The organism is Micromonospora psammae (genome assembly GCF_036902725.1).
In the GTDB taxonomy this organism is placed as follows: domain Bacteria; phylum Actinomycetota; class Actinomycetes; order Mycobacteriales; family Micromonosporaceae; genus Micromonospora.
In genome coordinates this window covers 150,637-174,263 of the sequence record NZ_JBAKHM010000001.1, presented here as the reverse complement: position 1 = coordinate 174,263, position 23,627 = coordinate 150,637, and the positions used below count along the sequence as shown (strand labels likewise).

At 73.8% G+C, this 23,627-nt stretch carries 22 protein-coding genes, 1 tRNA gene and 1 pseudogene; 7 read left to right on the top strand and 17 right to left on the bottom strand.

Features of this window, described 5'->3' with window-relative positions:
• Positions 1-51 precede the first annotated feature (51 nt).
• From V6U79_RS00815 to V6U79_RS00790, 6 genes are all read right to left on the bottom strand, one after another.
• Complete coding sequence (locus V6U79_RS00815; RefSeq protein WP_334613086.1) at positions 52-1,140, bottom strand: hypothetical protein; 1,089 nt, start codon at positions 1,138-1,140, stop codon at positions 52-54.
• Between the two features lie 282 nt (positions 1,141-1,422).
• Positions 1,423-1,656, bottom strand: coding sequence for a zinc-ribbon domain-containing protein (locus tag V6U79_RS00810; RefSeq protein ID WP_334519557.1), 234 nt, complete (start codon positions 1,654-1,656; stop codon positions 1,423-1,425).
• Between the two features lie 387 nt (positions 1,657-2,043).
• Positions 2,044-2,898, bottom strand: a complete 855-nt coding sequence (locus V6U79_RS00805) for an SRPBCC family protein (protein WP_334613085.1) — start codon at positions 2,896-2,898, stop codon at positions 2,044-2,046.
• Complete coding sequence (locus V6U79_RS00800) at positions 2,891-3,451, bottom strand: helix-turn-helix domain-containing protein (RefSeq protein ID WP_334519561.1); 561 nt, start codon at positions 3,449-3,451, stop codon at positions 2,891-2,893. The genes V6U79_RS00805 and V6U79_RS00800 overlap by 8 nt, the downstream gene beginning before the upstream one ends.
• Before the next feature lie 94 nt (positions 3,452-3,545).
• Positions 3,546-4,889: a class I SAM-dependent methyltransferase gene (locus tag V6U79_RS00795; protein WP_334613084.1), complete on the bottom strand. Its 1,344-nt coding sequence runs from the start codon at positions 4,887-4,889 to the stop codon at positions 3,546-3,548.
• Positions 4,886-6,268, bottom strand: a complete 1,383-nt coding sequence (locus V6U79_RS00790) for an FAD-binding oxidoreductase (RefSeq protein ID WP_334613083.1) — start codon at positions 6,266-6,268, stop codon at positions 4,886-4,888. Before V6U79_RS00790 ends, V6U79_RS00795 begins: the two co-directional genes overlap by 4 nt.
• 94 nt (positions 6,269-6,362) lie before the next feature.
• Between V6U79_RS00790 and V6U79_RS00785 the strand changes: the two genes are divergently transcribed.
• From V6U79_RS00785 to V6U79_RS00775, 3 genes are read left to right on the top strand one after another with little or no spacing between them, the layout of a single operon-like run.
• On the top strand, positions 6,363-6,833 hold the full coding sequence (locus tag V6U79_RS00785; RefSeq protein ID WP_334613082.1) for an aminoacyl-tRNA deacylase: 471 nt from the start codon (positions 6,363-6,365) through the stop codon (positions 6,831-6,833).
• Between the two features lie 52 nt (positions 6,834-6,885).
• Complete coding sequence (locus tag V6U79_RS00780; protein WP_334613081.1) at positions 6,886-7,170, top strand: DUF427 domain-containing protein; 285 nt, start codon at positions 6,886-6,888, stop codon at positions 7,168-7,170.
• A gap of 58 nt (positions 7,171-7,228) precedes the next feature.
• Positions 7,229-7,945 carry an RICIN domain-containing protein gene (locus V6U79_RS00775; RefSeq protein WP_334613080.1) on the top strand — a complete coding sequence of 239 codons (717 nt, stop codon included), beginning with the start codon at positions 7,229-7,231 and terminating at the stop codon, positions 7,943-7,945.
• 169 nt (positions 7,946-8,114) lie between these two features.
• On the opposite strand, the gene V6U79_RS00770 is transcribed toward V6U79_RS00775, so the two are convergent.
• Positions 8,115-9,326 (bottom strand): MFS transporter, encoded by a 1,212-nt coding sequence (locus V6U79_RS00770; protein WP_334613079.1) that lies wholly within the window; start codon positions 9,324-9,326, stop codon positions 8,115-8,117.
• A gap of 55 nt (positions 9,327-9,381) precedes the next feature.
• Here V6U79_RS00770 and V6U79_RS00765 point away from each other — a divergent pair, with 55 nt between their 5' ends.
• Positions 9,382-10,191, top strand: coding sequence for an AraC family transcriptional regulator (locus V6U79_RS00765; protein ID WP_334613078.1), 810 nt, complete (start codon positions 9,382-9,384; stop codon positions 10,189-10,191).
• An 18-nt stretch (positions 10,192-10,209) separates the two neighbouring features.
• Here the strand turns inward: V6U79_RS00765 and V6U79_RS00760 are convergent, their stop codons facing one another.
• The 6 genes from V6U79_RS00760 to V6U79_RS00735 form a co-directional block, all read right to left on the bottom strand.
• The gene (locus tag V6U79_RS00760; RefSeq protein WP_334613077.1) at positions 10,210-11,286 is read right to left on the bottom strand and encodes an FUSC family protein; all 1,077 of its coding nucleotides are present in this window, start codon (positions 11,284-11,286) and stop codon (positions 10,210-10,212) included.
• Between the two features lie 12 nt (positions 11,287-11,298).
• Complete coding sequence (locus tag V6U79_RS00755) at positions 11,299-11,811, bottom strand: hypothetical protein (protein ID WP_334613076.1); 513 nt, start codon at positions 11,809-11,811, stop codon at positions 11,299-11,301.
• A gap of 103 nt (positions 11,812-11,914) precedes the next feature.
• Positions 11,915-13,864, bottom strand: a complete 1,950-nt coding sequence (locus tag V6U79_RS00750; protein ID WP_334613075.1) for a VWA domain-containing protein — start codon at positions 13,862-13,864, stop codon at positions 11,915-11,917.
• A gap of 2 nt (positions 13,865-13,866) precedes the next feature.
• Entirely contained in the window at positions 13,867-15,351 is a 1,485-nt protein-coding gene (locus V6U79_RS00745) for a magnesium chelatase ATPase subunit I (protein ID WP_334519592.1), read from the bottom strand.
• 12 nt (positions 15,352-15,363) lie between these two features.
• A complete protein-coding gene (locus tag V6U79_RS00740; RefSeq protein WP_334613074.1) occupies positions 15,364-15,870 on the bottom strand; it encodes a hemerythrin domain-containing protein in 507 nt (168 codons plus the stop codon).
• A 4-nt stretch (positions 15,871-15,874) separates the two neighbouring features.
• Positions 15,875-16,843 carry an aldo/keto reductase gene (locus tag V6U79_RS00735; protein WP_334519598.1) on the bottom strand — a complete coding sequence of 323 codons (969 nt, stop codon included), beginning with the start codon at positions 16,841-16,843 and terminating at the stop codon, positions 15,875-15,877.
• Positions 16,844-16,907: 64 nt separating this feature from the next.
• On the opposite strand from V6U79_RS00735, the gene mgrA reads away from it, so the two are divergent.
• Entirely contained in the window at positions 16,908-17,903 is a 996-nt protein-coding gene (gene mgrA / locus V6U79_RS00730) for an L-glyceraldehyde 3-phosphate reductase (RefSeq protein WP_334519601.1), read from the top strand.
• Positions 17,904-18,250: 347 nt separating this feature from the next.
• On the opposite strand, the pseudogene V6U79_RS00725 reads toward mgrA, so the two are convergent.
• From V6U79_RS00725 to V6U79_RS00710, 4 genes and pseudogenes are all read right to left on the bottom strand, one after another.
• Positions 18,251-18,844, bottom strand: a pseudogene (locus V6U79_RS00725) (lytic polysaccharide monooxygenase); the annotation flags it as partial.
• A 140-nt stretch (positions 18,845-18,984) separates the two neighbouring features.
• On the bottom strand, positions 18,985-19,767 hold the full coding sequence (locus V6U79_RS00720; protein WP_334613073.1) for an META domain-containing protein: 783 nt from the start codon (positions 19,765-19,767) through the stop codon (positions 18,985-18,987).
• A gap of 421 nt (positions 19,768-20,188) precedes the next feature.
• Positions 20,189-20,261 (bottom strand) — tRNA-Ala (locus V6U79_RS00715).
• Positions 20,262-20,350: 89 nt separating this feature from the next.
• Entirely contained in the window at positions 20,351-20,941 is a 591-nt protein-coding gene (locus V6U79_RS00710; RefSeq protein ID WP_334613072.1) for a YqgE/AlgH family protein, read from the bottom strand.
• A 150-nt stretch (positions 20,942-21,091) separates the two neighbouring features.
• On the opposite strand from V6U79_RS00710, the gene V6U79_RS00705 reads away from it, so the two are divergent.
• Positions 21,092-21,895 carry an S-methyl-5'-thioadenosine phosphorylase gene (locus V6U79_RS00705; RefSeq protein ID WP_334613071.1) on the top strand — a complete coding sequence of 268 codons (804 nt, stop codon included), beginning with the start codon at positions 21,092-21,094 and terminating at the stop codon, positions 21,893-21,895.
• Between the two features lie 136 nt (positions 21,896-22,031).
• Positions 22,032-23,627: a benzoylformate decarboxylase gene (gene mdlC / locus V6U79_RS00700; protein ID WP_334613070.1), complete on the top strand. Its 1,596-nt coding sequence runs from the start codon at positions 22,032-22,034 to the stop codon at positions 23,625-23,627.

Below are 23,627 nucleotides of genomic sequence, written 5' to 3'. Positions count from 1 at the left end.
CGGGCCTCCGGATCGGTGCGGCCGGCGCGCGGCGGGGCGCGCGGAGCGTACTCATGCGGGGTCGCCGGTGAGGGCGTCGGCGCGCAGGCGGGCCGCGGCCCGCAACAGCGCGGCGGCCTCCGCCTGCTCCGGCGCGGGTGTGCGCTCGCCGGCGGCCAGCGCCAGCACCTCGTCCACCGCGTCGATGCCGCCGAGCGCCTCCCGGACCGGCCGGCCCAGCGCCCCGGTCCGGCCCCGCGCCTCGTCCCGGCAGAAGTACGCCAGCTCGCAGCTGGCCAGGCACTCCGGGGCGTAGCGGGCCTCGACCCGGCGCAGCGCGGCGACCAGCGTCGCCGGGTCGGCCGTCGGGTCGGCGGTGAAGTCCGCTCCGACGGCGTCGAGCAGGCCGTCCAGCCGGGCCATCCGGTCCAGTTGGCGGCGCAGCGCCAGCAACTGCTTGCGCACGTCGATCAGGCTGGCCACCGGCTGGTTGGCGAAATCGCGCGGGCAGACCAGCACCACGTCGTGCGAGACCAGCTCCTCCGGGTGGCCCTCGGCGGACAGCAGCTCGCGCAGCGCCAGCACGTAGACGGCGGACTGGATGGCGGCGGCGGCGACCTTGGCCGGGTCGGCCTGGCCGTCGATCACCGGAAACGACTTGATCTCCACGACGTGGAAGCGGCCGGCGAGCCGTGCGGCGACCAGGTCCGGTTCCAGGTGCACCCGCTGCCCGGCGACGTCCAACCCGAGCAGCGGATGGTCGAAGAGCGCCGCCTCCGGCCCGCCGGCGGTCAGCGCGGCCCGGGACCGCTCGTGCCGGTCGGGCAGGCCGTCCGCGCCCCCCAGATCGGTCCAGCTCGCCCGCTCCGGCACCGGTACGCCCAACCGCTCGGCGACCAGCCGCAGCAGCTCCACGCCGCCGTCGGCCTTCACCCGCGCCTCGAACGCGTTGCCCCGGCCGATGGCGAACCGGGACTGCCCGAAGCGGGCCGGGAAGCCGATCCGCTCGGCCAGCCTCGGCTTGTCCACGCCCGCGCCGTCCAGCACGGCCCGCCGGGTGCAGCCGGGGTTACCGGTCAGCGCGGCGATGGTCCGGGCGTTGTGCCGCTTCGGCGGGACGTCGCCGCGGATCTGGGCCAGGCGCTGCGCGGTGCTCGTCACGACAGGCCACGATAGTCGGCCGACCGACAACCGCACGGCCGGCGGCGCCGCGTCGGCTCCGGCCAACGGCGGTGCGCGGCTGGAAGATCACAGGGTCAGCGGTCCGCCGACCGGTTCCAGGGGGAGCGGGGCGACTCGGCCCCGGCGAGCGGCCGTCGGCGACGGCGGTGCCGGCGCCGGCCCGGGGCGCACGGCGGGCGGGAAACGGTGTGCACCGGGGCCGGGGCCGGCGCGACCGGTTCCCGACCGATCAGCCAGCAGAGGAAACGGGCCATCGGCGGATCAGCCGACCGGGAGGCGACGGGCCTCGTCGGCGGAGATCCCGTACTCCGCGCCGCAGAACGAGCACTGCTGCACGTAGCGGGTGCGTACCGGGATGAGGGGGATGAAGAAGAGGGTGAACTTCGTCGACCGGCGGGTGATCACCTGCGCGGCCTGGTTGCGACAGTTGCGGCAGACCGCGGTGACCACGCCCGACCGGTCGACCTTGGTGCGGAAGCCAAAGATGAAGAACATCGACCGGCAGTACCCAACCGGGCGCGATTAATCACCTCTGATCTCGTTTTCACCTGCACGGGTGCGGGAACCAAAGCTGCTCGCCGCTTCGGAACCGGAGGCGACAGGCCACGGTCCCGAGCCGGTGGTGCGGAAGGCTGAACACCTCGTCGGGATGGCTGTGGACTCCTGGGGCCGAGGGGTCGGTGTCGGTCCTTTAGAGCTGATGACGAAAACGAATCAGACCGACCGCCGAGACGGACCAGTGGTGGCTGAATCGTTTACGTCATCAGCTCTACAGGGTGCTCAACAACAGTCAGCCAGACGCGTCAGGCCGAACCGGGCCGAGCCCATCCGAGCCGCGCCCGCCGGCACCGGGTTGAAACGGTGCCGGCGAGGCTGGCGCGGTCAGGCTCCGGACGGGATCTCGGCGGGCAGCCAGATCGGCTGCCAGTCGGCCTCCTCGTTGAAGCGGCGCAGCTCGTAGAGGCCCGACACCACGCCGCTCCACGCGCCGTACGGCGGGTTGGCCTCGTCGAAGCCGCTCTGCACGAAGGTCAGCTTCGTCTTCCCGTCCGACTCGGCCAGCTCCCAGGTGCTGACGCCGATGGGTCCCCAGTCCACGGAGAGCTTCCGGCCGGGCTCCAGGTCGACGACCTTGGCCGCGTTGCCGGCCTCGAATCCGCCCATGGCGTAGCGGCCACCGACCCAGGGCTCGATCCCGATCGGGTAGCCGAACCAGGCGCTGGCCTGCTCGGAGTCGGTCAGCGACTGCCACACCCTGTCCGCCGCGGCGCCGATCAGCAGCTCACCGCGCAGGTCTGCGGCGGTGAAGTCGGTCTTCGGCAGCAGCGGGCGACCGTCCAGGTGGGAGGCGAGGTTGGCAATGGAGAGGCTCCACCAGGTCTGGAGCACGCCGCGGATGCTGCTGCCGCTCATCGCCTCGGCGAAGTCGAAGTGGCTCTGGGTGAGGGTCAGCACGGTCGACTCCGGCCCGTCGGGCGTCAGCCGTATCTCGCTGGTGGTCTCCACGCCGTCGAGCAGCCAGGCGAAGCGCAGCGTCTCGTCGTCGACGTGCAGCAGGCGCTGGTGCGGGGCGTCGCCCTCCGGGGTGAAGCGCCCCCAGAACTCGTACCGGTGCGGCAGCTCGACCTCGACGTGCTCGGCGAACCACGCGCGCAGCTCGACCGGGTCGGTCAGCGCCCGGCGGACGGCGTCGATCGGCGCGGCGAGACGGGCTCCCAGCTTCATCGGTTCAGTCACGGTCGCTCTCCTTGGGATAACAGGCCACGGCGAGCTTGAAGGCGTCTCCCTCGGCGCCCCCGTAGCGGGTGAACAGGTCCTGCAGCGTCGACTGCAGGTCGTGCAGGAACTCCTGCCGGCGCTCGGCCGGCACGCGGATCTCACCGGAGACCCCGATCGAGGGCAGCTCCGGCGCGCTCCGGTCGAGCGCCGCGACGTCCGCCTGGACCTCCTCCATCAGGTCGAGCAGGTAGCCCAGGCTCAGCTCGTCGCGGGCCCGGCGCAGCCCGCCGATCCGCCCGACCAGCCGCGGCGAGAGCCAGTACGACCGGGCGGCGGCCTGGTAGATGCCCTCGCTGATGCCGCGCACCCGGCGCTCGGACACCCGCTCGACCAGGCCGGCCGCGACCAGCTGCTTGACGTGGTAGTAGACCCGCTGCGGGGTCTGCTCCAGGCGGGCGGCGACCTCGGTGCAGGTGCGGGGGTCGGCCAGTTGCCGCAGCACCTCGACACGCTGCGGCTTGAGCAGGGCTTCGGCCTGCTCGATCTGCTCCAGGTACAGGACGTCTCTCATGGCAAAAACAAGCTTGTACGTACAAAACTTCTTTGTCAACGGGTTCGACGAAGGCCGCGCCGGTGCGGCGCGGCCTTCGTCGGAAGAGTGCGGGTCAGGGCGTCCAGTCCGGCCGCAGCGGGTACGACGCCGCCCCGTCCGGTCCGTTGTGGGTCGCCAGCACCTGGTGCAACTGGATGCCGTTGCGCTCGAACGCCATCCGCGAACCGGCCATGTAGAGGCCCCAGACGCGCGCCCTCCCCTGCCCCACCTCACGGACGCAGAAGTCCCAGTGCTCCACCAGGTTGCGGCACCAGGCGGCCAGGGTCAGCGCGTAGTGCTGGCGCAGGTTCTCCTCGTGGTGCACCTCCAGCCCGGCGTCGTGCACCTCGCCGATCAGCCGCCCCGGCCCGGCCAGCTCGCCGTCGGGGAAGACGTACCGGTCGATGAACGCGCCGGAACGGTGCGGGGCGCGGTTGTCGGCCCGGGTGATGCAGTGGTTGAGCAGCCGACCGCCCGGGCGCAGCCGGTCGCGCAGCGCCCGGAAGTAGGCGGGGTAGTTGCGCACCCCGATGTGCTCGGTCAACCCGATCGAGGAGATCGCGTCGAAGTGCTGCTGCGGGGCGTCGCGGTAGTCCAGGTGGCGCACCTCGGCCAGCCCGGTCAGCCCCTCCCGCTCGATCGCCGCCTGCGCCCACTGCGCCTGGGCCTTCGACAGGGTCACCCCGAGCGCCCGCACGCCGTACTCCCGGGCCGCATGGCGGACCATGCCGCCCCAGCCGCAGCCGACGTCGAGCAGCCGCATCCCGGGCCGGAGCGCGAGCTTGCCGGCGACCAGGTCGTACTTGGCGGCCTGGGCCTGCTCCAGGGTGTCGTCCGGGCTGCGGTAGACCGCGCAGGTGTACGTCATCGACGGGCCGAGCACCTTCTCGTAGAAGGCGTTCGAGACGTCGTAGTGGTGCGAGATGGCGGTGCTGTCCCGCGACCGGGAGTGCCGCAACCCGTTCATCACCCGCCGCCAGCGCGGCTGCGCCTCCTGCGGCGGGGGCGGCGGGGGCAGCAGCCGCTCCCAGCCCAGCCCGCGCACCAGGTTCAGCCCCTCGGCCATCGACGGCGTACGCAGTCGCAGCTCGTCCTTGAGCACCCGCAACGCCTCGTACGGGTCGCCGGGGGGCACGCCGTCCAGCCGGAGGTCGCCGCTGACGTACGCCCGGGCCATGCCCAGGTCACCCGGGGCGGTGAGCAGGTACGTCAGGCCGCGCTCGGAGCAGATGGAGAGCGTGATGCCGCTGTCGGCCGGGCCGAGCACGCTGCCGTCGTACCCGGTGACCCGCACCGGGAGGTCGCCGGTGGTCAGCGCGCGGACGACGTCCGCGACGGTCGGGCCCGTACGCCGGCCCCCCGGCGGTGGTGTGGCGGGGGAACTGCTCGCCCCCTGTTCTCGGTCGGTCAGGCTCATTTCCGTGCAACCGCCTTCTCGTAGAGTCCGGTGAGCCGGTGATCCGGGTCGTAGCGGTCCTTGACGGCACGCCAGGTCTCCCCGCCGTAGAGCCGGTCGAAGGCCGCTCGGTCGTAGTACGCGTCCGAGTAGAGCGACTTGTGCCCGCCCGCCTCCGACACCGCCCGCTCGATCGAGCGGTTCACGTCGCCGTCCGCCGCGCCCTCGGCGATGGGCACGCTCCCCCAGAAGCCGATGTTGACGTAGCTCTGCCCGGGCCGGAGCGGATACAGCGGCCAGGTCCGCGCCGAGCCGGGCCCGGACGGCTCACGCAGCCGCAGCGGGCAGAGCCAGACCGGGGTCATCCCGACGTGCTCGGCGAACCAGCGCAGGAAGTCGGCCGTCCCGTCGAGCGGGATCTCCACGTCCTGCACCACCCGTTCCCGGGCCGGTCGGCCCCGCCAGCGGTCCACCCGGGCGGCCACCTGGTGCCGGTGCTCGAACCGGACCAGGCGGTGGTAGACGTCGCTGCGCCGCCAGCGGGCCGGCCAGAGCCGGCGGACCACCGGATGCTGCACGCCGAACGCCGACGAGCACCAGAACCAGTCGGTGTCCCAGCGCCAGAGGTAGTGGTAGGTGCTCAACGCGTCGTGGGTGCGCTCGCGCAGCGAGCGGTAGTAGATCGCCTGGCCGGTGTAGTCGCTCAGCGGCGGCGCGTCGTCGGTGAAGGTGCCGAGCACCAGGTACGCCTCGCCGGGGCTGAACATCACCCCGTCCATGGCGTCGACGGGCTGCCCGTCCCACTGGCCCTTGGCGATCACCTCGCCGATCGCGTCGGTGAGCTCCTCCAACCGGGTGAAGCGGACGTTGCGCAGGGCCACCGCGTGGCACACCGGTTGGAGCTCGATGCGCAGCCGGGTGGCGTAGCCGAGGCTGCCCAGCGAGTTGGGGAAGGTGACGAAGAGGTCGGCGTGCGGGCCGTCGGGCCGGGCGGTGACGATCTCGTTGGCGCCGGTGAGCACGTCGAGTTCGCGCACCGACTCGTGCGGCAGGCCGTTGTGGAACGAGGTGGACTCGATGCCGAGCCCGGTGACCGCACCGCCCAGGGTGATCGTTCGCAGCTGCGGCACCACCAGCGGCATCAGTCCGTGCCGGAGGGTGGCGTCGACGAGGTCCTCGTAGGTGCACATGCCCTGCACGTCGGCGGTGCGGGCGTGCGGGTCGACGGCGAGCACCCCGTCGAGGCCGGAGACGTCCAGCCCCGGCGAGCCGGTGGCCGTCCGGGGACGGAACAGGTTGGACGTGCGCTTGGCGAGGCGGACGGGTTGGCCCGGGGGCACGGCGGAGTACGACCGCCGCAGCGTGTCCACCGCCTGTTCATGATCACGCAGCGCGCGCATGAGATCACTTTACGCGCCGGAGGCACTTCTCGTGGGATGTCCACGGTGGCCTTTTCGCATCCAGGATCCGACACTCCGCGTTACCGTGGCGGGCATGTCGTCGCCCGCCCTCGCCGCCCTGGACGCCGCCGGCCTGCCGTACCGGGTAATCCGGCACGGGCCGGTGCGCAGCCTCGCCGAGGCGGCCGCCGCCCGCGGCGTGGCGGTCCCCGACGTGGTCAAGACGATCGTGGTCCGCCGCGGCCCGGACGACCACGTCTTCGTCCTCACCCCCGGCGACCGGGTGATCTCGTGGCCCCGGCTGCGGGCGCTGCTCGGCGTCAACCGGCTCTCCATGCCCGACGCCGAGGCGGCCCGCGCGGCCACCGGCTACGAGCGCGGCACCATCACCCCGTTCGGCGCCAGCACCGCCTGGCCGGTCGTCGCCGACGAGCGGCTGCGCGGCCGGGAGATCACCCTCGGCGCGGGCGAACCCGGCACCGCCGTCGCGCTGGCCGCCGACGCGGCGATCACGACGCTCGGGGCGACCGTCGCCGACGTGACCGACCCGGAGCCGTCCCGCTGAGCCGCCGGCCGTTCGGTGGTCGCGGCGGCGCGCGCGGCATAGCGTGGAGCCCATGCCGAAAGCCGTCTGGAACGACCTGATCATCGCCGAGAGCGACGACACCATCGTGGTGGAGGGCAACCACTACTTCCCCCGGTCCGCCCTGCGCAACGACCTGATCACCGAGTCCGGCACCCACACGTTCTGCCCGTGGAAGGGCACCGCCTCCTACTACACCCTGGAGCACGACGGCCGGACCAGCCCGGACGCCGTCTGGTACTACCCGGAGCCGAAGCCCGAGGCGGAGATGGTCCGCGACCGGGTGGCGTTCTGGAAGGACGTCACGGTCGTCGACTGAACCACCTCGGGTCCGGGGCGGCTGGCCGTCCGCCCGGTCCGTGGGTCAGGATGCCCACATGTCCGTCCCCGACGCACGCCACGATCCGGCCGGCACCGTCTACGGCTCCGGCCGCACCCCCCGCTCCCGGCTGCCCCGGGACCCGCTGATGCGGGTCGCGCTCGCCACCGGCCTGGTCGGTGTACTCCTGGGGGTCTTCTTCGCGACCGGGGTGCTCGGTGGCGGCGACGACCAGCCGGTGGTGCCGGCGGTGGCCGCGGCCGCGCCGCCCACCGAGGAACCGGTGCCGGAGGTGCCCGAGGTGGCCCCGACCCCGGCGGCGCCCTCGCCGACCGCGGCGCCCGCCACCCCGCCCGCGCCGGCGGCGGGGCCGAAGGTGTTCCGCGCGGTCGTCTCGGGACTCTGCCTGGGCACCGACGACGAGGACGAGAAGGCCAAGGCGGAGCTGGCCGCCTGCACCGGCGGGCCGGAGCAGCAGTGGGTGGCCAACCCGGTCGCCCCGGACCTGTTCACCCTCACCAACACCGCGTACCGGCAGTGCCTGGACGTCGAGGGCGGCGGCACCGACGACGGCGCGAAGCTCCAGCAGTTCGGCTGCCACGGGCAGGCCAACCAGCAGTGGCGGCTGACCCCGGTCGGCACCGGCCCGGTGCTGCTCGTCGCGGTGCACTCCGGCAAGTGCGCTGAGGTCAAGGACGGCGGCACCGAGGCGGGCGACGAGTTGTGGCAGGTTCCCTGCACCGGCGCGGCCCAGCAGCAGTGGACCGTCGGCTGACCGGTCGGCCCCGGTAGCTCCAGGCCCGCGCGGTGGGCGCCGCCACCGGCACCGGCACCGCCGCCGCCCTGCGCCAGCAACCGCACACACGCATCGGCGTCTCCCCTCGACCTACCGCCGCCCCTGACGCACCGGACACCAGCGGCCTGCCCGGAAGGCGCCGCGGCGCTCACCCGCCGGAGGTCGCCCGTCCGTCGCGTGCCGTCGGGTCGTGCAGCCCGATGGTGAGCAGGACGGCGGCGGCCGAGCAGAGCAGGAGCGTGGTGAGCGCCGCCTGGAGGGTGGTGCGGTCGGCGAGCGTACCGATCAGCGGGGCGGCCAGCCCGCCGACGCTCACCGCCAGGCCGAGGGTGACGCCGCTGGCCGTACCGATCCGGTTGGGCAGGTAGTCCTGGCCGAGGGTGACGTGCAGGGAGAAGGGCACGTTGAGGGCGACCGCCGTCCAGGCCGCGCCGAGCAGCAGCCAGTGCCTGGGGGCGAACAGCAGGACCAGCAGGCCCGGGACGGTGGCCAGGTAGGCGACGCGCATGATCCGTACCCGGCTGTGCCGCTCGGCCAGCCGGCCACCCCACAGGGTGCCCAGCACGCCGGCGGCGAAGAACGTGAGCAGGACCGCCTGTCCGGTGTGCGGACCGGCGGACAGTCGTTGCTGGGTGAACAGGACGAGGAAGGTCGAGATACCGAAGGCGATGATCGACCGCGCCATGATGACCGCGCTGAGCCGCAGGAACGGACGCCACTGGTCGGGGCCCGCGGGCGCTCCGGCAGACGCCGGCGGCCCGGCGGCGCGGGGTCGACGCAGCGCCGGCAGGGCGTACCCGGTCACCACGGCCATGACCAGGGCGGGCACGGCCAGCAGTGGGGTGGCCGCGACGCCACCCGACTCGACGACCAGGGGGACGAGCAGCGGGGCGGCGGTGAACCCCAGGGTGCCGGCGACGGAGAACCAGCTCATCGCCACGTGACTGCCGGCGCTCGCGGCCCGCGCGGCGCGGGCGGCCTCCGGGTGGTAGGCCGCGACGCCGAGTCCGGAAAGGGCGACCGCCAACCAGGTCAGCAGGTAGGACTCGCCGAGCCCGGACAGGCCGATGCCCAACCCGGCCAGCGCCAGTCCGTACGGGATCAGGCGGGGCACCGGCCGCCGGTCGGTCAGCATGCCGAACAGCGGCTGCGCCAGGGAGGAGAGCAGCGTCGCGGCGAGGGTGATGCCCGCGGCGGCGGCGTAGTCGTAGTGCCGGGCGAGGGCCAGGTACGGGATCAGCGCCGGCACGGCGCCCTGATAGAGGTCGTCGACCGCGTGCCCGACGCAGAGCACCCACCGGGCGCGGGTGATGCCGCGATCGAGCGGGACGGTCGACGGCTGGTCGGTTCGCAGAGCCACCGCCACAGCATCGCCGGGCCGTTTCACCGCCGGAAACCCGTAATAGGGTCGGGTGATGCCGGTCTCCCGCCACACGCACCTCGCCGCGGTGCACGACCTGCCCCGCAGCGGGACGATCGACTGGCACCAGCACGAGCAGCCGCAACTGGTCTACGCGGCCTCGGGGATTTTGACGGTCACCACGGCGGTCGGCGCGTGGGTGGTGCCCGCACCGACCCGGGCGGTCTGGATTCCCGCCGGCGTCACGCACGCCCACCGGGCCGACCGCGCGGCCCAGCTGCACACCCTGCTGCTGCCGCACCACGACGGCGCGCCGACCGACCCGACGATGCTCTGGGTCAGCCCGCTGATGCGGGAGGTCATCCAGCGGCTGACCACGACCACTCCGACCGGGCGACGACGCGACCGGCTGGTGGCGGTCCTGCTGGACGAACTGCACGACGAGGGCGTCGCGCCGCTGCTCATACCGCCGCCCCGGGACGGGCGCCTGCAACGGCTGCTGGCCGGGCTCACCGCGAATCCGGCCCAGGTCCGATCGCTCGACGACGTGGCGGTGGAGCTGGGCACCAGCGCCCGTACCCTGTCCCGGCTGTGCCGCGAGCAACTCGGCCTGACCTACCCCCAGCTCCGCAACCGCGTACGGCTGCTGCACGCACTCGTCCTCCTCGCCGACGGTGCGACCGTCACCAGCGTCAGCTACGCCTGCGGCTGGGACAAGCCCAGCAGTTTCATCGACGCGTTCCGCACCTCCCTCGGTGCCACACCGGGGGCGTTCCGGCGGGCCCAGCCGGGAGGCCGGTCGTTCCCCGGTGACCGTCGCCGGCACCGGCCGGCCGGCCGCACCGCCCCGGGTCCGCTGCCCTAGCGTCGAGCCGGCCCGGGGTCAGGGCGACGGGTCGGAGGCGGCGGTGCGCAGGCGGTGCAGCGCGGCGAGTGCGTCGCTGAGGTGGACCTCGGTCGCCGGGGACGGCTCGGGGTGGGGCGAGATGCCGGGATGCGGCCGGCCTCCGGGCTGGTCGCTCGGTTCGCCCGACATGGACAACAGCGGATGGTCGGCCAGCTCCGTCAACCCGTCGGCCAGCTCGGTCAACCGGGTCGGCAGCCGCCCCGGCATGGGCGTGGGATCGGACGCGAGCAGGGCCTGCACGTCGTCGCAGAGCAGCAGGACGGCGGCGCCGAGCACGTCGATGTCGTCGAGGGGCCGGTTGACCCGCCGTAGATGGGCGGCCCTGCGGCGCCCGCGCACGGTCCGACCACTCACCCGCCGGGCCGCCATCCGCGCCTGGGTGAGGGCGCCGAGCCGGGCGTGCGCGTCGCGCGCGTCCTCGCAGGCGGTGCCCGCCCGCTCCGGTGCGCCCGTGTGCAACGACTCGGCCGCGATGCGCAGCGCCGCACCGAAATCCCGCAGGATCTCCCGGACCGGGGCGGTGACCAGCTTCACCGGGTCGGGCGTGAAGAGCACCTGACTGCCGACCAGACCGATCGCGCCACCGACCGCGGCGTCGAGGACGTAGTCCGTGGGCGAACTCGCCGACCCCACCGCCACCACGATCAGCACGGCCCCACCGGACTGGATGTAGGTCAACGGCCGCGGGTCGACGAGCGCGGCCAGGGTCATGGACAGGGCGATCGCTGGCGCGATCAGCCAGACCTCGTTGCCCGCGTCGAGGGCGCGCACCACCGTCCCGACCAGGACACCGCTCAGCACCCCGACGAACAGGTCGAGGGCCTGCCGCGCTCGTCCGCCCATCCCCGCGGTCAGGCAGATCAGCGACGCGGTGGCGGCGAAGATCGGGCTCTCATGGTCGAAGACCGTCTGGGCGATCCACCACGCCGCGCCGGCGAGCAGCGCGGACTGGGCGATCATCGGCGCCGCCACCCGCATCCGGTGCCGGAACAGGCCCGGTCCGACCATGTCCAACTCCGACCGGCGGGCCTCGGCCCAGCGGCGCAGATTCACCGGACCGGTCGGCTACGCCGGGAGGGACCGGTCGACGGCCGGACGGTCGGCGGTGACCGGCTCGGCGGATCGCATGACCCGCAGCTGGGCCAGGTGCTTGGGCAGGTGGACGCGGGTGTGCAGGTCGAGCGTGCGGGACCAGGGCAGCGGGCCGTCGACCACCAGGTCGTAGCCCTCCCGCAGGTGGGTCTCCACCGAGGTGTCCGCCGTCGGGCCGAGGCGGTCGACCAGCGCGCAGAGCTTCTGACTGGTGGCGCGCAGCAGGGTGGCCAGCCCGGCCAGCCCGCCGCACTCGGCGACCAGCGCGTCCAGCTCCGGCCGGTGGACGCCCGCCAGGTCGTAGAAGGCGTACGGCGAGCCGGCGAGCACGGCCTCGGTGGCCTCGCTCATCAGCTCGTCGTTGACGGCGAGGTGCGCCACGAGCTGCTCGGCACTGAGCTGCCCGGTCCCCGGCGGCCCGAACCCACCCGCTTCCACCTCGGCGAGCAGCTCCTCGTAGACCCGCCGCAACTCCCCACTCTCCATCCCCCCAGTCAACCCCGCCCACCGGCGTCGATCAGGGAGTTTTGGTGCCCGGATCACCCGGACGGGCGGCTTTCCTCCCCCCATAACCGAATGATCGACGAGGTCAGCGGGAGGTGCGGGTGCGGAGGTAGTCGCTGACCACGTACTCGCCGAGGTCGGACGGGTCGGGGGTGAACATGCGCCCCTTGGAGCGGCGGGCCACCGCGTCGACGAAGCGGCGCAGCCCGGGGTCGTCACCGAGCAGGAAGAGGTTGAGCGTGGTGCCGTGCCGGGTCAGGCGGTCCACCTCACGGATGGTCGCCTCGATCGTCTCCGGCAGCGGCGGCCAGTGGAACTGGGACTCCCCGCCGTCCGGGTCGAGGTGCGCGGTCGGCTCCCCGTCGGTGACCACCAGCACCACCGGCTCGGCGTCCGGATGCCGGCGCAGGTGCCGGCCGGCGAGCCGCAGCGCGTGCTGGAGGTTGGTGCCCTGCTGAAGGTCCGGCTCCACCGCCGCCAGCTCCTGCTGGGTCAGCGGCATCGCCTCCCGGCCGAAGCCGACGATCTGCAGGGCGTCCTGCGGGAACCGGGTCGCCACCAGGTGCGACAGCGCGAGCGCCGTCTGCTTCATCGGCCCCCACCGACCCTGCGAGATCATCGAGTACGAGAGGTCGACGCAGAGCACCACCGCCGCCGACGCCCGGCGCTCGGTCTCCACCACCTCGAAGTCCTCGACGGCGAGCTGGAGCGGGACCGTCGGGCCGGCCCGGCGCACCGCCCGGGTGAGGGTGCGGACCACGTCGAGGGGCTGCTCGTCGCCGTACTCCCAGGGTCGTGACCCGCCGCTGACCTCGCCCGCCGCACCCGCCGTACGCAGGTCGTGCTGGCCGCGCGGCCCGGCGGTCAGGTCCGCGAAGACCCGCCGCAGCGCGGTGCCGGCGAGCCGGCGCAACGCCTTCGGGCTCAGCGTCAACCCGTCCGCGTCCCGGCTCACCCAACCCTGCCGGCGCAGCTCCCGCTCCAGCTCCCGCAGCCGGCGCACGTCGTCGGCGGCGTCGCGGCCCAGCGTCCGGGCCACCGCGTCGACGTCCACGTCGTCCAGCGTGGCGCCCGGGTGTTCCTGGTCGAGGGCGTCCAGCAGCTCGTCCAGCTCGGCGATCTCGCCAAGCGCGGCGGTCGCCTCGCCGTAGCCGAGCGGCTGGTCACCCCGGACCCGCTCGCCCCGCTGCCAGCCCAGGTCGGGGCGGAGCGAGCGCAGGTGCGCGTCGAGCGCCGACAGCTCACCGGCCAACCGCTCGCCCAGCGACTGCCGCATCAGGCCGGCCAGCTCCGCGCGCTGCCGGTCCGACAGCGACCGCATCAGCCGCTCCCCGGCCGCCGCCCGCCGGGCCAGCACGTCGACCAGTTCGTCGACGCTGCGCGGCTGCTCCGGGAAGAACTCGCCGTGCCGGCGCATGAACTCGGCGAACGCGTCGGTGGTGTCCTCGGCGCGGGCGTGCCGGGCCAGCAGGTCGTTCAGGTCGCGCATCATCTCGCCGAGCTGCCGCTGGACGGCCGGGTCGGCGGTCGCGCGGGCCGCGTCCCGCAGCCCGGCGAAGCGCTGTTCGAGCACCTCGCCGCGGAGGCCGTCGAGGATCCGCTGGTACGTCCGCCGCGCCTCGTCGCTGGCCCACCGGTACCCGGCCAGCTCCTCGACGGCGCGGGCGGTGGAGCGGGGCAGGTTGTCCAGCACCGCCTCGGCGAAGCGCGCGTCGTCGCCGTCGCGCCCCCGCAGCTCGTCCCGTTCGGCCGCCAGGGCCTGGTCGAGCAGGGCCCGGGACCGGGTCACCGCGCCGTCCAGGTCACCCCGGCGCAGCGCCTCGCGGCGCAGCCGGCGGGCCCGGGCGGCCAGGTCGTCCAGGCCGCCGCGGCCCTGCGGACCCCGGCGCAGCAGGTCGCGCAGCGCCTCCCGCAGGCTGCCGCCGGCCAGCACCTCCGCACCGACCGCGTCGACGGCGGCGCGCACGTCGTACGGCGGGGCCAGCGGGTCGGGGCCGCCGCGCCACTGGCCGTAGCGGAACCGGTTGCCGGCCATCGTCAGCCCCGGCCGCCGTAGACCGTGCGGCCCGATTCGGTGACGTCCTTGCCGAGCCGGCGGGTCAGGTGCAGCCCCTCCAGGACGAACTCGACGCCGGCGGCCGCCTCGTCGGGGGTGGGCGCGTCGCCCATGCCGAGCCGGTCGAGCACCTTGGCCAGCCCCGGCACCGTGCCGACCTGACGCATCAGCTCGGCGGAGGAGACCAGCTCACCGGTCTCGATCACGGTGCCCTCGGCGACCAGCTCGGTGAAGCCGGAGAGGTCCAGCCCGGCCAGCCGGGCGCGGAAGGTCTCGGCGGTGGCCGTGCGCAGCAGGTGGGCGAGGATCTCGCTCTCCCGCCCCTCCTCGCCGCTCTCGAACTCGACCTTCCCCCGCAGCGTCGACGTGACCGACACCGCGTCGCCCACCCGCGCCACGGCGGCGGCGCGGAAGGGCTCCCCGTCGGCACGAGCATCCCCGGCCGGACCCGGGCCGGCGGCGAGCAGGCCGGCGCGGCGCAACGCGGCGGCGGCGACGGTCTCGGCGGCGGCGATGGCGAAGCGGGCGGAGACCCCGGAGCGCGGGTCCACCGACGGGGACTCCCGCACCGCGCGGGCGAACCGCGCGAGGACCTCCAGCACGTGCTCCGGCACCTCGGCGACCAGGTCGGCCTCCTGCCGGATCAGCGCCAGCTCCAGGTCGAGGTCGGCCGGGTAGTGGGTACGGATCTCCGCGCCGAACCGGTCCTTGAGCGGGGTGATGATCCGGCCCCGGTTGGTGTAGTCCTCCGGGTTGGCGCTGGCCACCAGGAGCAGGTCCAGGGGCAGCCGCAGCTGGTAGCCGCGAACCTGGATGTCCCGCTCCTCCAGCACGTTGAGCAGCGCCACCTGGATCCGTTCGGCCAGGTCGGGCAGCTCGTTGACCGCGAAGACGCCCCGGTTGGTGCGCGGCACCAGTCCGAAGTGGATGGTCTCCGGGTCGCCGAGGGTGCGCCCCTGCGCCAGCCGGATCGGGTCGACGTCGCCGATCAGGTCCCCGACGCTGGTGTCCGGGGTGGCCAGCTTCTCGCCGTACCGCATCGACCGGTGCAGCCAGCCGACCGCCAGGTCGTCACCGGCCTCGGCGACCAGCGCGCGGGACGCCGGGGTGAGCGGGTGCATCGGGTGCTCGTTGAGCACCGAGCCGGGGATCACCGGGGTCCACTCGTCGAGCAGCGCCACCAGCGACCGGATCAGCCGGGTCTTGCCCTGGCCCCGCTCACCGAGCAGCACCATGTCGTGGCCGGCGAGCAGCGCCCGCTCGACCTCCGGCAGGACGGTGTCGTCGTAGCCGACGATGCCGGGGAAGCGGTCGGCGCCGGAGCGCATCCGGGCCAGGAGGTTGTCGCGGAGTTCCTGCTTGACGGTGCGGTGCCGGTACCCGGAGGCGCGCAGCTCGCCGAGCGTGCCGGGCAGGTCGGCGGGCGGGACCGGGTGAACCTGGTTGGGCGCAGTCACCCGACCCACGCTAGCTCAGGTTCAGCGCGGGCTCCGGTGCTCCTCGACGTACCTCTGCGGGTCCTTGTCGGCGAAGCGCAGGTTGCGGCCGTTCTTGTGCTCACCGTGGAAGGTCAGCCAGCGCGCCCCCAGCTCGGCGCGGAGCTCGACGCCGGCGTGCCGGCGGAAGTCCGGCAGCGCCTCGTCCTCCTCCTCGGCGAGGTGTTCGCTGTTCTCCCGGCGGGCCTGCCACACCGCGGCCCACCACTCGTCGGAGCCGACCGGGTGCAGCTTGGAGGTGGCGATGGCGTCCCGGATCTTGTTGTGGTCGCCGATCGCGTCCTCGGTCTCCTCCACGCCGTCGTCGCCGTGCCGGACCAGGTACGGGTAGAGGATCGCCTCCTCCGCCTCGGCGTGGATCTCCAGTTGCAGGGCGAGCGCCTCCCAGACGGCCAGCAGCTCCGCCTCGTCGCGGGCGTCGTCGAGCCGGGCGAAGCCGCGCCGGAAGGCGGCGTGGTCGTCCATGATCAGTGCGGTGATGTCGTCCATGGGCTCACCTTCCCGCGCGGGCGCGGATCAGCTTCGGCACCGCGGCCAGGCCGGTGACCGGGCGGAACCGCCGGGCCGCGCCGGCCAGGGCGGCGTACTCGTCGTCGGTCAGGTCGATCTCGGCGGCGGCCGCGTTGCGTTCCATCTGCTCCACGCTGGACGCGCCGGGGATGGCCACCACGTTCGGGCGGTGCAACAGGTAGGCCAGGGCGATCTGGCTGGGAGTGGCGGCGTGCGCGTCGGCCACCTCGCGCAGCGTGCCGAGGAGCGCGGCGCCGCGTTCCAGGTTCTCCGGCAGGAAGTACGGGTTGGCCCGGCGCACCGCCCCGCTCGGCGGGTGCGCGGCGTCGTACCGGCCGGAGAGGAAGCCCTGCGCGAGCGGGCTGTACGCGATGACGATCCGGCCGGCCCGCTCCGCGTACGGAATGAGGTCCTCCTCCGGGGCACGGTCGACCAGGCTGTAGCGGACCTGGTTGCTGAGCACCCGGCGGCCCAGCGCGGCCTCGGCGAAGCGCCAGCGACGCAGCGGGTAGTTGCTGACCCCGACCTCGGCGACCAGGCCGACGTCCTGCAGGGCGCGCATGCCGCGCATGGTGTGGGTGTCGGCCACCACCGGGTTGGGCTGGTGCACCTGGTAGAGGTCGATGCCGGTGACGCCGAGCCGGGCCGCCGAGGCGACCGCCCGCTGCTGCACCACCGGGGCGATCGGCAGCACCGGGAAGACCTTGCTGGCGACGACGACCTTCTCCCGGTCGTCACCGAGCGCGGCGCCGAGGATCCGCTCGCTGCGGCCGAAGCCGTACACCTCGGCGGTGTCGAAGAGGGTGACGCCGAGGTCGAGCGCGCGCCGGACGATCTCCGCGGCCCGGCGCTCGTAGTCGGGGCCGTAACCCCACTCCTTCGAGCCGAACTGCCAGGTGCCGAGGCCGATCTTCGAAACGGGCTTGGGGGTGTCGAGCGGGACGAAGCGCATGCGCTCGAAGCTACCCCCGGCGTCCGCGGTGCACGCCGGTTCGCGCCCGACCGGCGTTAGGCTCATGATCGTGACCTACCTCGCCGCGGACGACCGCTACGACCAGATGACCTACCGACGCAGCGGGCGCAGCGGGCTGCGGCTGCCCGCCATCTCGCTCGGCCTGTGGCACAACTTCGGGCCGGACCGGCCCTTCGACCGGCAGCGGGACATCGTCCGACGCGCCTTCGACCTCGGGGTCACCCACTTCGATCTGGCCAACAACTACGGGCCGCCCCCCGGCAGCGCCGAGGAGAACTTCGGCCGGCTGCTGGCGACGGACCTGAAGCCGTACCGGGACGAGCTGGTCATCTCCAGCAAGGCCGGCTACCTGATGTGGCCCGGCCCGTACGGCGAGTGGGGTTCGCGCAAGTACCTGATCTCCTCGCTGGACCAGTCGCTGCGCCGGATGGGCCTGGACTACGTCGACGTCTTCTACTCGCACCGGTTCGACCCGGACACCCCGCTGGAGGAGACGATGGGCGCGCTCGACGCCATCGTCCGCTCCGGCCGGGCGCTCTACGTGGGCGTCTCCAACTACGACTCGGAGCAGACCGCCCGGGCCGCGGCGATCCTGCGGGACCTGGGCACCCCGCTGCTGATCAACCAGCCGTCGTACTCGATGCTCAACCGCTGGACCGAGGAGGACGGCCTGCTGGACACGCTGGCGGAGGTCGGTGCGGGCTGCATCGCGTACAGCCCGCTCGCCCAGGGCCTGCTCACCGACCGCTACCTCGGCGGCATCCCGGAGGACTCCCGGGTGCGCACCAGCATCTTCCTCGACGAGAGCGACGTGACCGAGGAGAAGCTCGCCACCATCCGGGGGCTGGGCAAGGTCGCCGAGGGGCGCGGCCAGACGCTGGCTCAGCTCGCGCTCGCCTGGGCGCTGCGCGACCCCCGGATGACCAGCCTGATCATCGGGGCGAGCAGCGTCGCCCAGTTGGAGGGGAACGTCGCCGCGGTGCGCAACCTCGACTTCACCGCCGACGAGCTGGCCGAGATCGACCGCCTGCTCGGCTGACGCCCACCCCGGGCCGTGACGCGGCGCTGGCCCGCGCGGTGGTTGCGCACCTCGCAGGGACGCCCCGGGGGTACGGCGCCCGCCCGGCGCAGCCGCATCCCGACCATGGCGGCCAGCAGCGCGGTCACCGCGACCGCCGCGCCCACCACCAGCGGCAGGTTGTCGCCGCCGAGGTGGGTCACCGAGGCCACCGGTACGCCGGCGCCCTCGACCGGCCCGGCCGTCAACGCCGGCACGCCGCCGGTGGAGGGCACCGCCTCCGCCTTCGGCGGTGTCGTGGTGGAGGGGCGCGCGGTCGGGGTGGCGCCGGCCGACCCGGCCGACGGGCGGAACACCACGTCGGAGCAGGAGTAGTAGCTGTCCGGGGTGTCGGAGTTCTGCCACACGGTGTAGATCAGGTGCCGGCCGGTCAGCCCGCTCGGCAGCCGCCCCGGGATCTGGTACGAGCCGTTGCGCAGCGGCGGGTCGGTCACCGTCAGGAACGGGCGTGGGGCGATGTCCTCCCAGGTCAGCCGGTGCTCCGGGTCGTAGCCCGGGACCGTGGCGTAGAGCCGGAACGTGCCCTTGTGCGGGATGGTGCCCCGGTAGCGGAAGGTGAACTTCGCCCCGCCGGTCACCTCGGTCGCCGGCCAGTCCGTGCGCGGCAGGTCCAACCCCCGGTACGCCGACAGCCCGCCACTGCACAGCTCCCCGTCGGGGATCCGCTGCCGGTCCCGGCCCTTGACGCCGAAGACCCGGATGTTGTCCCACTCGCGTACCGCCGCGCCGGCCGAGACGGCGGCCCGGCAGACCGGCGTCGCGGCGTGCGGACCCTCCGGACCGCAGGCCACCGAGCGGCTCAGCGGGCTGGTCGGCGCGCCGTGCGCGGCGGCGGGCGCCGGGGTGAGCAGGACGGTCGCGGCGACGGCCGCGACGGCGGCGAGCACTCGGCGTACGGTCATGAGTTTGACCTCCCGCGCACTGGTACGGGCGGGAGGCGAGAAAGGTTCGACACCCCGCCCGCACTTCGTCCGCGACCTCCTCGTCAGGCGAGCGGCAACTCAAGGCCCGGTGCTAGACGTCGTTTTTACGATCGGCCGCCTCATCTGTCGCGCTGCAGCCGACCGATCTCCCCGCCCTGGGCGTCGAGGAGCACGAGCACGTCGCCGTCCAGCCCTGCCCGCGAGGCATTGGAGAGCCAGAACCCGACCGAGAGGTTGTCACAACCGATCAACGTGCTGGGTCCGCTGGTGGCGAGCAGGTCGCCTGCCGGTCCGGCGACCCATCGCCCTCCCTCACCGTTGCAGCCGTCGGAACCGCGCCATTCGCCGTCGTCGCGCAGCTCCACGTGCGGCCGCTCGGGCCTGGGGCTACTCGTCGGAACGTCCATGGGCACCCATCGACCGAGCAGGGTGTCACGGCGCGCTGGCGTCAGGCCCGCCGGCAGCGCGGCAGCCGGCGCGAAGGCACGCCGGACCTCGTCGGTGACCACGGGCGGCTCCGCCAGGGACGGCAACAGGTTCGGCCCGGGGGTGGGCTTCGCGCCGGGCAGCAACCTGGCGACGGGCCCGCCCCGGTCATCGAGCAGAACGGGGCTACCGCCCTCCACACGGAAGGCGCTGGCCCGACGCAGCCAGGCGGGAGTGGCCCCAGCACCGGGCCGGCATCCCGGGCCGTCGTGGGAGGCCGAATATCCGGAGGTGTCGGCGACGAACAGGCCGTTGACATTGGCCCGCCACGTTCCCATCAACACACCGCAGCGGACGAACAGCAGCAGGCCGTCGTGCGTGTCGGGTGCGAGCCGCAGAATGTCGCCCGCGCCTTCGTCGACCTCCGCCACCTTCCAGGCGCCGATCAGCGCGACAGGATCCGCCTGCGGCGACACAGCCGACGCAGATCCCGTACCAGCGGCCTGGGACCTACCCGGAGCCGCTGCCTCCGGCCCGACCCGCTCACCGCAGCCCCCGAGCACTATCCCGACCGCCACGACAGCTGTCAGGTACCTGCTTCCGCGCATCTTTGTCTCCCGTCGCAACGACCGCCGGGCAGTTGAGCGGCCCGAACCCTCAGGCAATTGGACGAGCAACCGCGGTCACCAGTTCCCCCACCCGGACATCCCGCCCAGATCGGCGTCATCGAGGGCCATCTGCAGCCACGTCATCCCCACTCAGCCCGTCCGGGCTGGCGACGCGATGGGGACGTGCTGTGGGGCGAGGAACAGTAGCTGCGGCTACCTGCTCGGCTACTGTCGCCGCCAGGAACGACGAAGGGCGTCCGTCATGTCTGACGGACGCCCTTCGCAAGGGTGGAGCCGAGGGGACTCGAACCCCTGACCCCCACACTGCCAGTGTGGTGCGCTACCAGCTGCGCCACGGCCCCTTGCCTTCGTCCCGGTCACCCGGGCACGCAGAGAACTATACACACGCCGGTCGGCATGGTCATCTCGCGGGGGTACCCCCCGATCGGGGTCAGTTCAACGCCACGTCCGGGGGAAAATGCGCCACCGCCGCCATGATCCCGCCCTGCCGGCGCAGCACCATCTGCCAGAGGTCGTCCGGCCGGTCGACGAAGGCGTCACCGGGCAGCGCGTCGAAGACGAACCAGGACCCGTCCTCGATCTCCTGTTCCAGCTGACCGGTGCCCCAGCCGGAGTAACCGGCGAAGACCCGGATGCCGCCGATGCCGTCGCGCAGCCTCTCCGGGTCGGCCGACAGGTCGACGGTGCCCACCGCGCCGGAGATCTGCTGGAAGCCCTTCAGCCGCCGCATCGGGTGCCGCATCCGGGCCAGGCAGATCGCCGAGTCCGGCTGCACCGGACCGCCCTCGAAGAGCACCGCGGGGTGGCGGGCCAGGTCGCTCCAGTCGCCCAGCACGTCGGCGACGGGCACCTCGGTCGCCCGGTTGAGCACGACGCCGAGCGCCCCACCGGCTTCGTGGGCGACCAGCAGCACCACCGTGCGGTCGAAGTTCGGATCCTTGAGGGCCGGAGTCGCGACCAGTAACCGCCCGGTCATCGACTCGATGGCTCGACCGCCGATCGCCTGTCCCTCCTCCTGCATGTCGGACACCGTCAGCCGCGCGCCGGGCCCGGGAACCGGGTGCCGTCGATCATCCGTGCTGTCACCGCCATGCCTGGCACCATAGCCTGCACCCGGGGCGCTGGCTAAGGTCTGACCGGCGGGTGATCGAGCAGGATCGAGGGAGGCACGATGGGTCCGACGGCGGACATCGCGGTGATCGGCGGCTCGGGGCTCTACGCGCTCCTCGACGGCGCCACCGAACACGTGGTCGACACGCCCTACGGGGCCCCCTCCGACCCGGTCACCATCGCCGAGGTGGGCGGTCGTCCGGTGGCCTTCCTCCCCCGCCACGGCCGGGACCACCGGTATCCGCCGCACCTGATCCCGTACCGGGCCAACCTCTGGGCGCTGCGCTCGCTCGGGGTGCGCCAGGTGCTCGCCCCGTGCGCGGTCGGCGGGCTCCGCCCCGAGCTGGGCCCGGGCACGTTCGTGGTGCCGGACCAGTTGATCGACCGCACCAGCGGCCGTGCCCAGACCTACTACGACCGGGGCGCGGTGCACGTGCCCTTCGGCGACCCGTACTGCCCGGTCGGGCGGCGGACGCTGCTGACCGCCGCGGCCGGCCGGGACGTGCCGGCGGTGGACGGCGGCACGGTGGTGGTGGTGGAGGGCCCGCGCTTCTCCACCCGCGCCGAGTCCCGCTGGTTCGCCTCGATGGGCGGCACGGTGGTCAACATGACCGGCCACCCGGAGGCGGTGCTGGCCCGGGAACTGGCCCTCTGCTACACCTCGATCGCGCTCGTCACCGACCTGGACGCCGGCGTCGAGGCCGGGCAGTCGGTGACCCAGGAGGAGGTGTTCCGGGTCTTCGCGGAGAACACCGACCGGCTGCGCGGGGTGCTGCTGGACGCGCTGGCCGCGCTGCCGGCCGACCGGGACTGCCCCTGCGGGCACGCCTTGGACGGCATCAAGACGCCCTTCCCGCTGCCCTGACCGGCGCACCATTCGCCCGGTGAGCCGGAAAGCACCCGAGTCGTCCGTCCCGCCCCGATAGATTCGGCAGGTCGGGGACGGTCCACCGGGCCGTGCCGGCGGAGCGGCACGGGCCGGGACACGGAGGCGGGGGACGATGGCGACCGTCCGGGACACCACCTACGACCTGCTCCGCGCCCTGGATCTGACCACCGTGTTCGGCAATCCCGGCTCGACCGAGGAGCCGTTCCTGCAGGACTTCCCGGCGGACTTCCAGTACGTCCACGCCCTGCACGAGGCGTCGGCGGTGGCCATGGCCGACGGGTACGCCCAGGCCAGCGGCCGACCCGCGCACGTCAACCTGCACACCGCCCCGGGCACCGGCAACGGCATGGGCAACCTCGTCACCGCCTGGCACAACCGGACCCCGCTGATCGTCACCGCCGGCCAGCAGAGCCGGGAGATGCTGCTGATGGAGCCCCGGCTGGCCAGCCGGCACCCGACCGAGCTGCCCCAGCCGTACGTGAAGTGGACCCACGAGCCGGTCCGCGCGCAGGACGTCCCCGGGGCGGTGATGCGGGCGTACGCGACGGCGGCCCAACCACCGACGGGCCCGGTCTTCCTCTCCCTGCCGTTGGACGACTGGGACCAGCCGGCGGACCCGCCACCTCAGGTCCGCACGGTGGCCACCCGGTTCGCCCCCGACCCGGAGCGGCTGCGGGAGTTCGCCACGGTGCTGGCCGGCAGCCGCTCCCCGGTGCTGGTGCTCGGCGCGGCCGTGGACCGGGCCGGGGCCTGGCCGGTGGCGGTGGCGGTGGCCGAGCGGCTCGCCGCGCCGGTCTGGTCGGCGCCGGCGCCGGAGCGGGCCGCCTTCCCCGAGCACCACCCGCACTACCGGGGGGTGCTGCCCTTCGCGATGGCCCCGCTGGCGGAGAAGCTGAGCGGGCACGACACCGTGCTGGTGGTGGGCGCGCCGGTGTTCCGGTACTACCCGCACGTGCCCGGCGACCACCTGCCGGAGGGGGCCCGGCTGCTGCACGTCACGGACGACTCCGAGGAGGCGGCCCGCGCCCCGGTCGGCGACAGCCTGCTCGGCGACGCGGGGCTCACCCTGGCCGCCCTGCTGGACCTGCTGCCGGCCGCCGACCGGCCGCCACCCGAGCCACGGCCGGCGCCGGCCCCGCCCGAGCCGGAGGACCCACCGAGCGCGGACGCGCTCTTCGCCGCGCTGGCCGCGCACTGGCCGACCGACGGGATCCTGGTGCAGGAGTCGCCGTCCAACCTGGCCGCGCTGCGCCGCCGGCTGCCGATCACCCGGCCGGCGTCGTACTTCACCATGGCCAGCGGTGGCCTCGGGTACGGCCTGCCGGCGGCGGTGGGGATCGCCCTGGCCGAGCGGGACGCCGGGCGACGCCGGCCGGTGGTCGCGGTGATCGGGGACGGCTCGTTCCACTACTCGGTGCAGGCGCTCTGGACCGCCGCGCGGCTGCGGCTGCCGCTGGTGGTGCTGGTACCGGTCAACCAGCAGTACGCGATCCTCAAGTCGTTCGCCGACTTCAAGCACACGCCCGGGGTACCCGGCCTGGAGCTGCCCGGGCTGGACATCACCGCGATCGCCCGCGGCTACGGCTGCGAGACCCGGGTGGTCGCCGGCTCCGAGGAGCTGGGGGACGCGCTGGCCGGCGCGTTGCGGGCCGACGGACCGACGGTGCTGCCGGCCCCGATCAGCACCGACGTGCCGCGCATCCTCTGA

Coding starts and splice junctions, on each gene's coding strand:
- V6U79_RS00810 (WP_334519557.1), bottom strand. CDS start 1,656: ATGTTCTTCATCTTTGGCTTCCGCACCAAGGTCGACCGGTCGGGCGTG.
- V6U79_RS00800 (WP_334519561.1), bottom strand. CDS start 3,451: ATGAGAGACGTCCTGTACCTGGAGCAGATCGAGCAGGCCGAAGCCCTG.
- V6U79_RS00795 (WP_334613084.1), bottom strand. CDS start 4,889: ATGAGCCTGACCGACCGAGAACAGGGGGCGAGCAGTTCCCCCGCCACA.
- V6U79_RS00790 (WP_334613083.1), bottom strand. CDS start 6,268: ATGCGCGCGCTGCGTGATCATGAACAGGCGGTGGACACGCTGCGGCGG.
- V6U79_RS00785 (WP_334613082.1), top strand. CDS start 6,363: ATGTCGTCGCCCGCCCTCGCCGCCCTGGACGCCGCCGGCCTGCCGTAC.
- V6U79_RS00780 (WP_334613081.1), top strand. CDS start 6,886: ATGCCGAAAGCCGTCTGGAACGACCTGATCATCGCCGAGAGCGACGAC.
- V6U79_RS00775 (WP_334613080.1), top strand. CDS start 7,229: ATGTCCGTCCCCGACGCACGCCACGATCCGGCCGGCACCGTCTACGGC.
- V6U79_RS00765 (WP_334613078.1), top strand. CDS start 9,382: ATGCCGGTCTCCCGCCACACGCACCTCGCCGCGGTGCACGACCTGCCC.
- V6U79_RS00755 (WP_334613076.1), bottom strand. CDS start 11,811: ATGGAGAGTGGGGAGTTGCGGCGGGTCTACGAGGAGCTGCTCGCCGAG.
- V6U79_RS00750 (WP_334613075.1), bottom strand. CDS start 13,864: ATGGCCGGCAACCGGTTCCGCTACGGCCAGTGGCGCGGCGGCCCCGAC.
- V6U79_RS00740 (WP_334613074.1), bottom strand. CDS start 15,870: ATGGACGACATCACCGCACTGATCATGGACGACCACGCCGCCTTCCGG.
- V6U79_RS00735 (WP_334519598.1), bottom strand. CDS start 16,843: ATGCGCTTCGTCCCGCTCGACACCCCCAAGCCCGTTTCGAAGATCGGC.
- mgrA (WP_334519601.1), top strand. CDS start 16,908: ATGATCGTGACCTACCTCGCCGCGGACGACCGCTACGACCAGATGACC.
- V6U79_RS00710 (WP_334613072.1), bottom strand. CDS start 20,941: ATGCAGGAGGAGGGACAGGCGATCGGCGGTCGAGCCATCGAGTCGATG.
- V6U79_RS00705 (WP_334613071.1), top strand. CDS start 21,092: ATGGGTCCGACGGCGGACATCGCGGTGATCGGCGGCTCGGGGCTCTAC.
- mdlC (WP_334613070.1), top strand. CDS start 22,032: ATGGCGACCGTCCGGGACACCACCTACGACCTGCTCCGCGCCCTGGAT.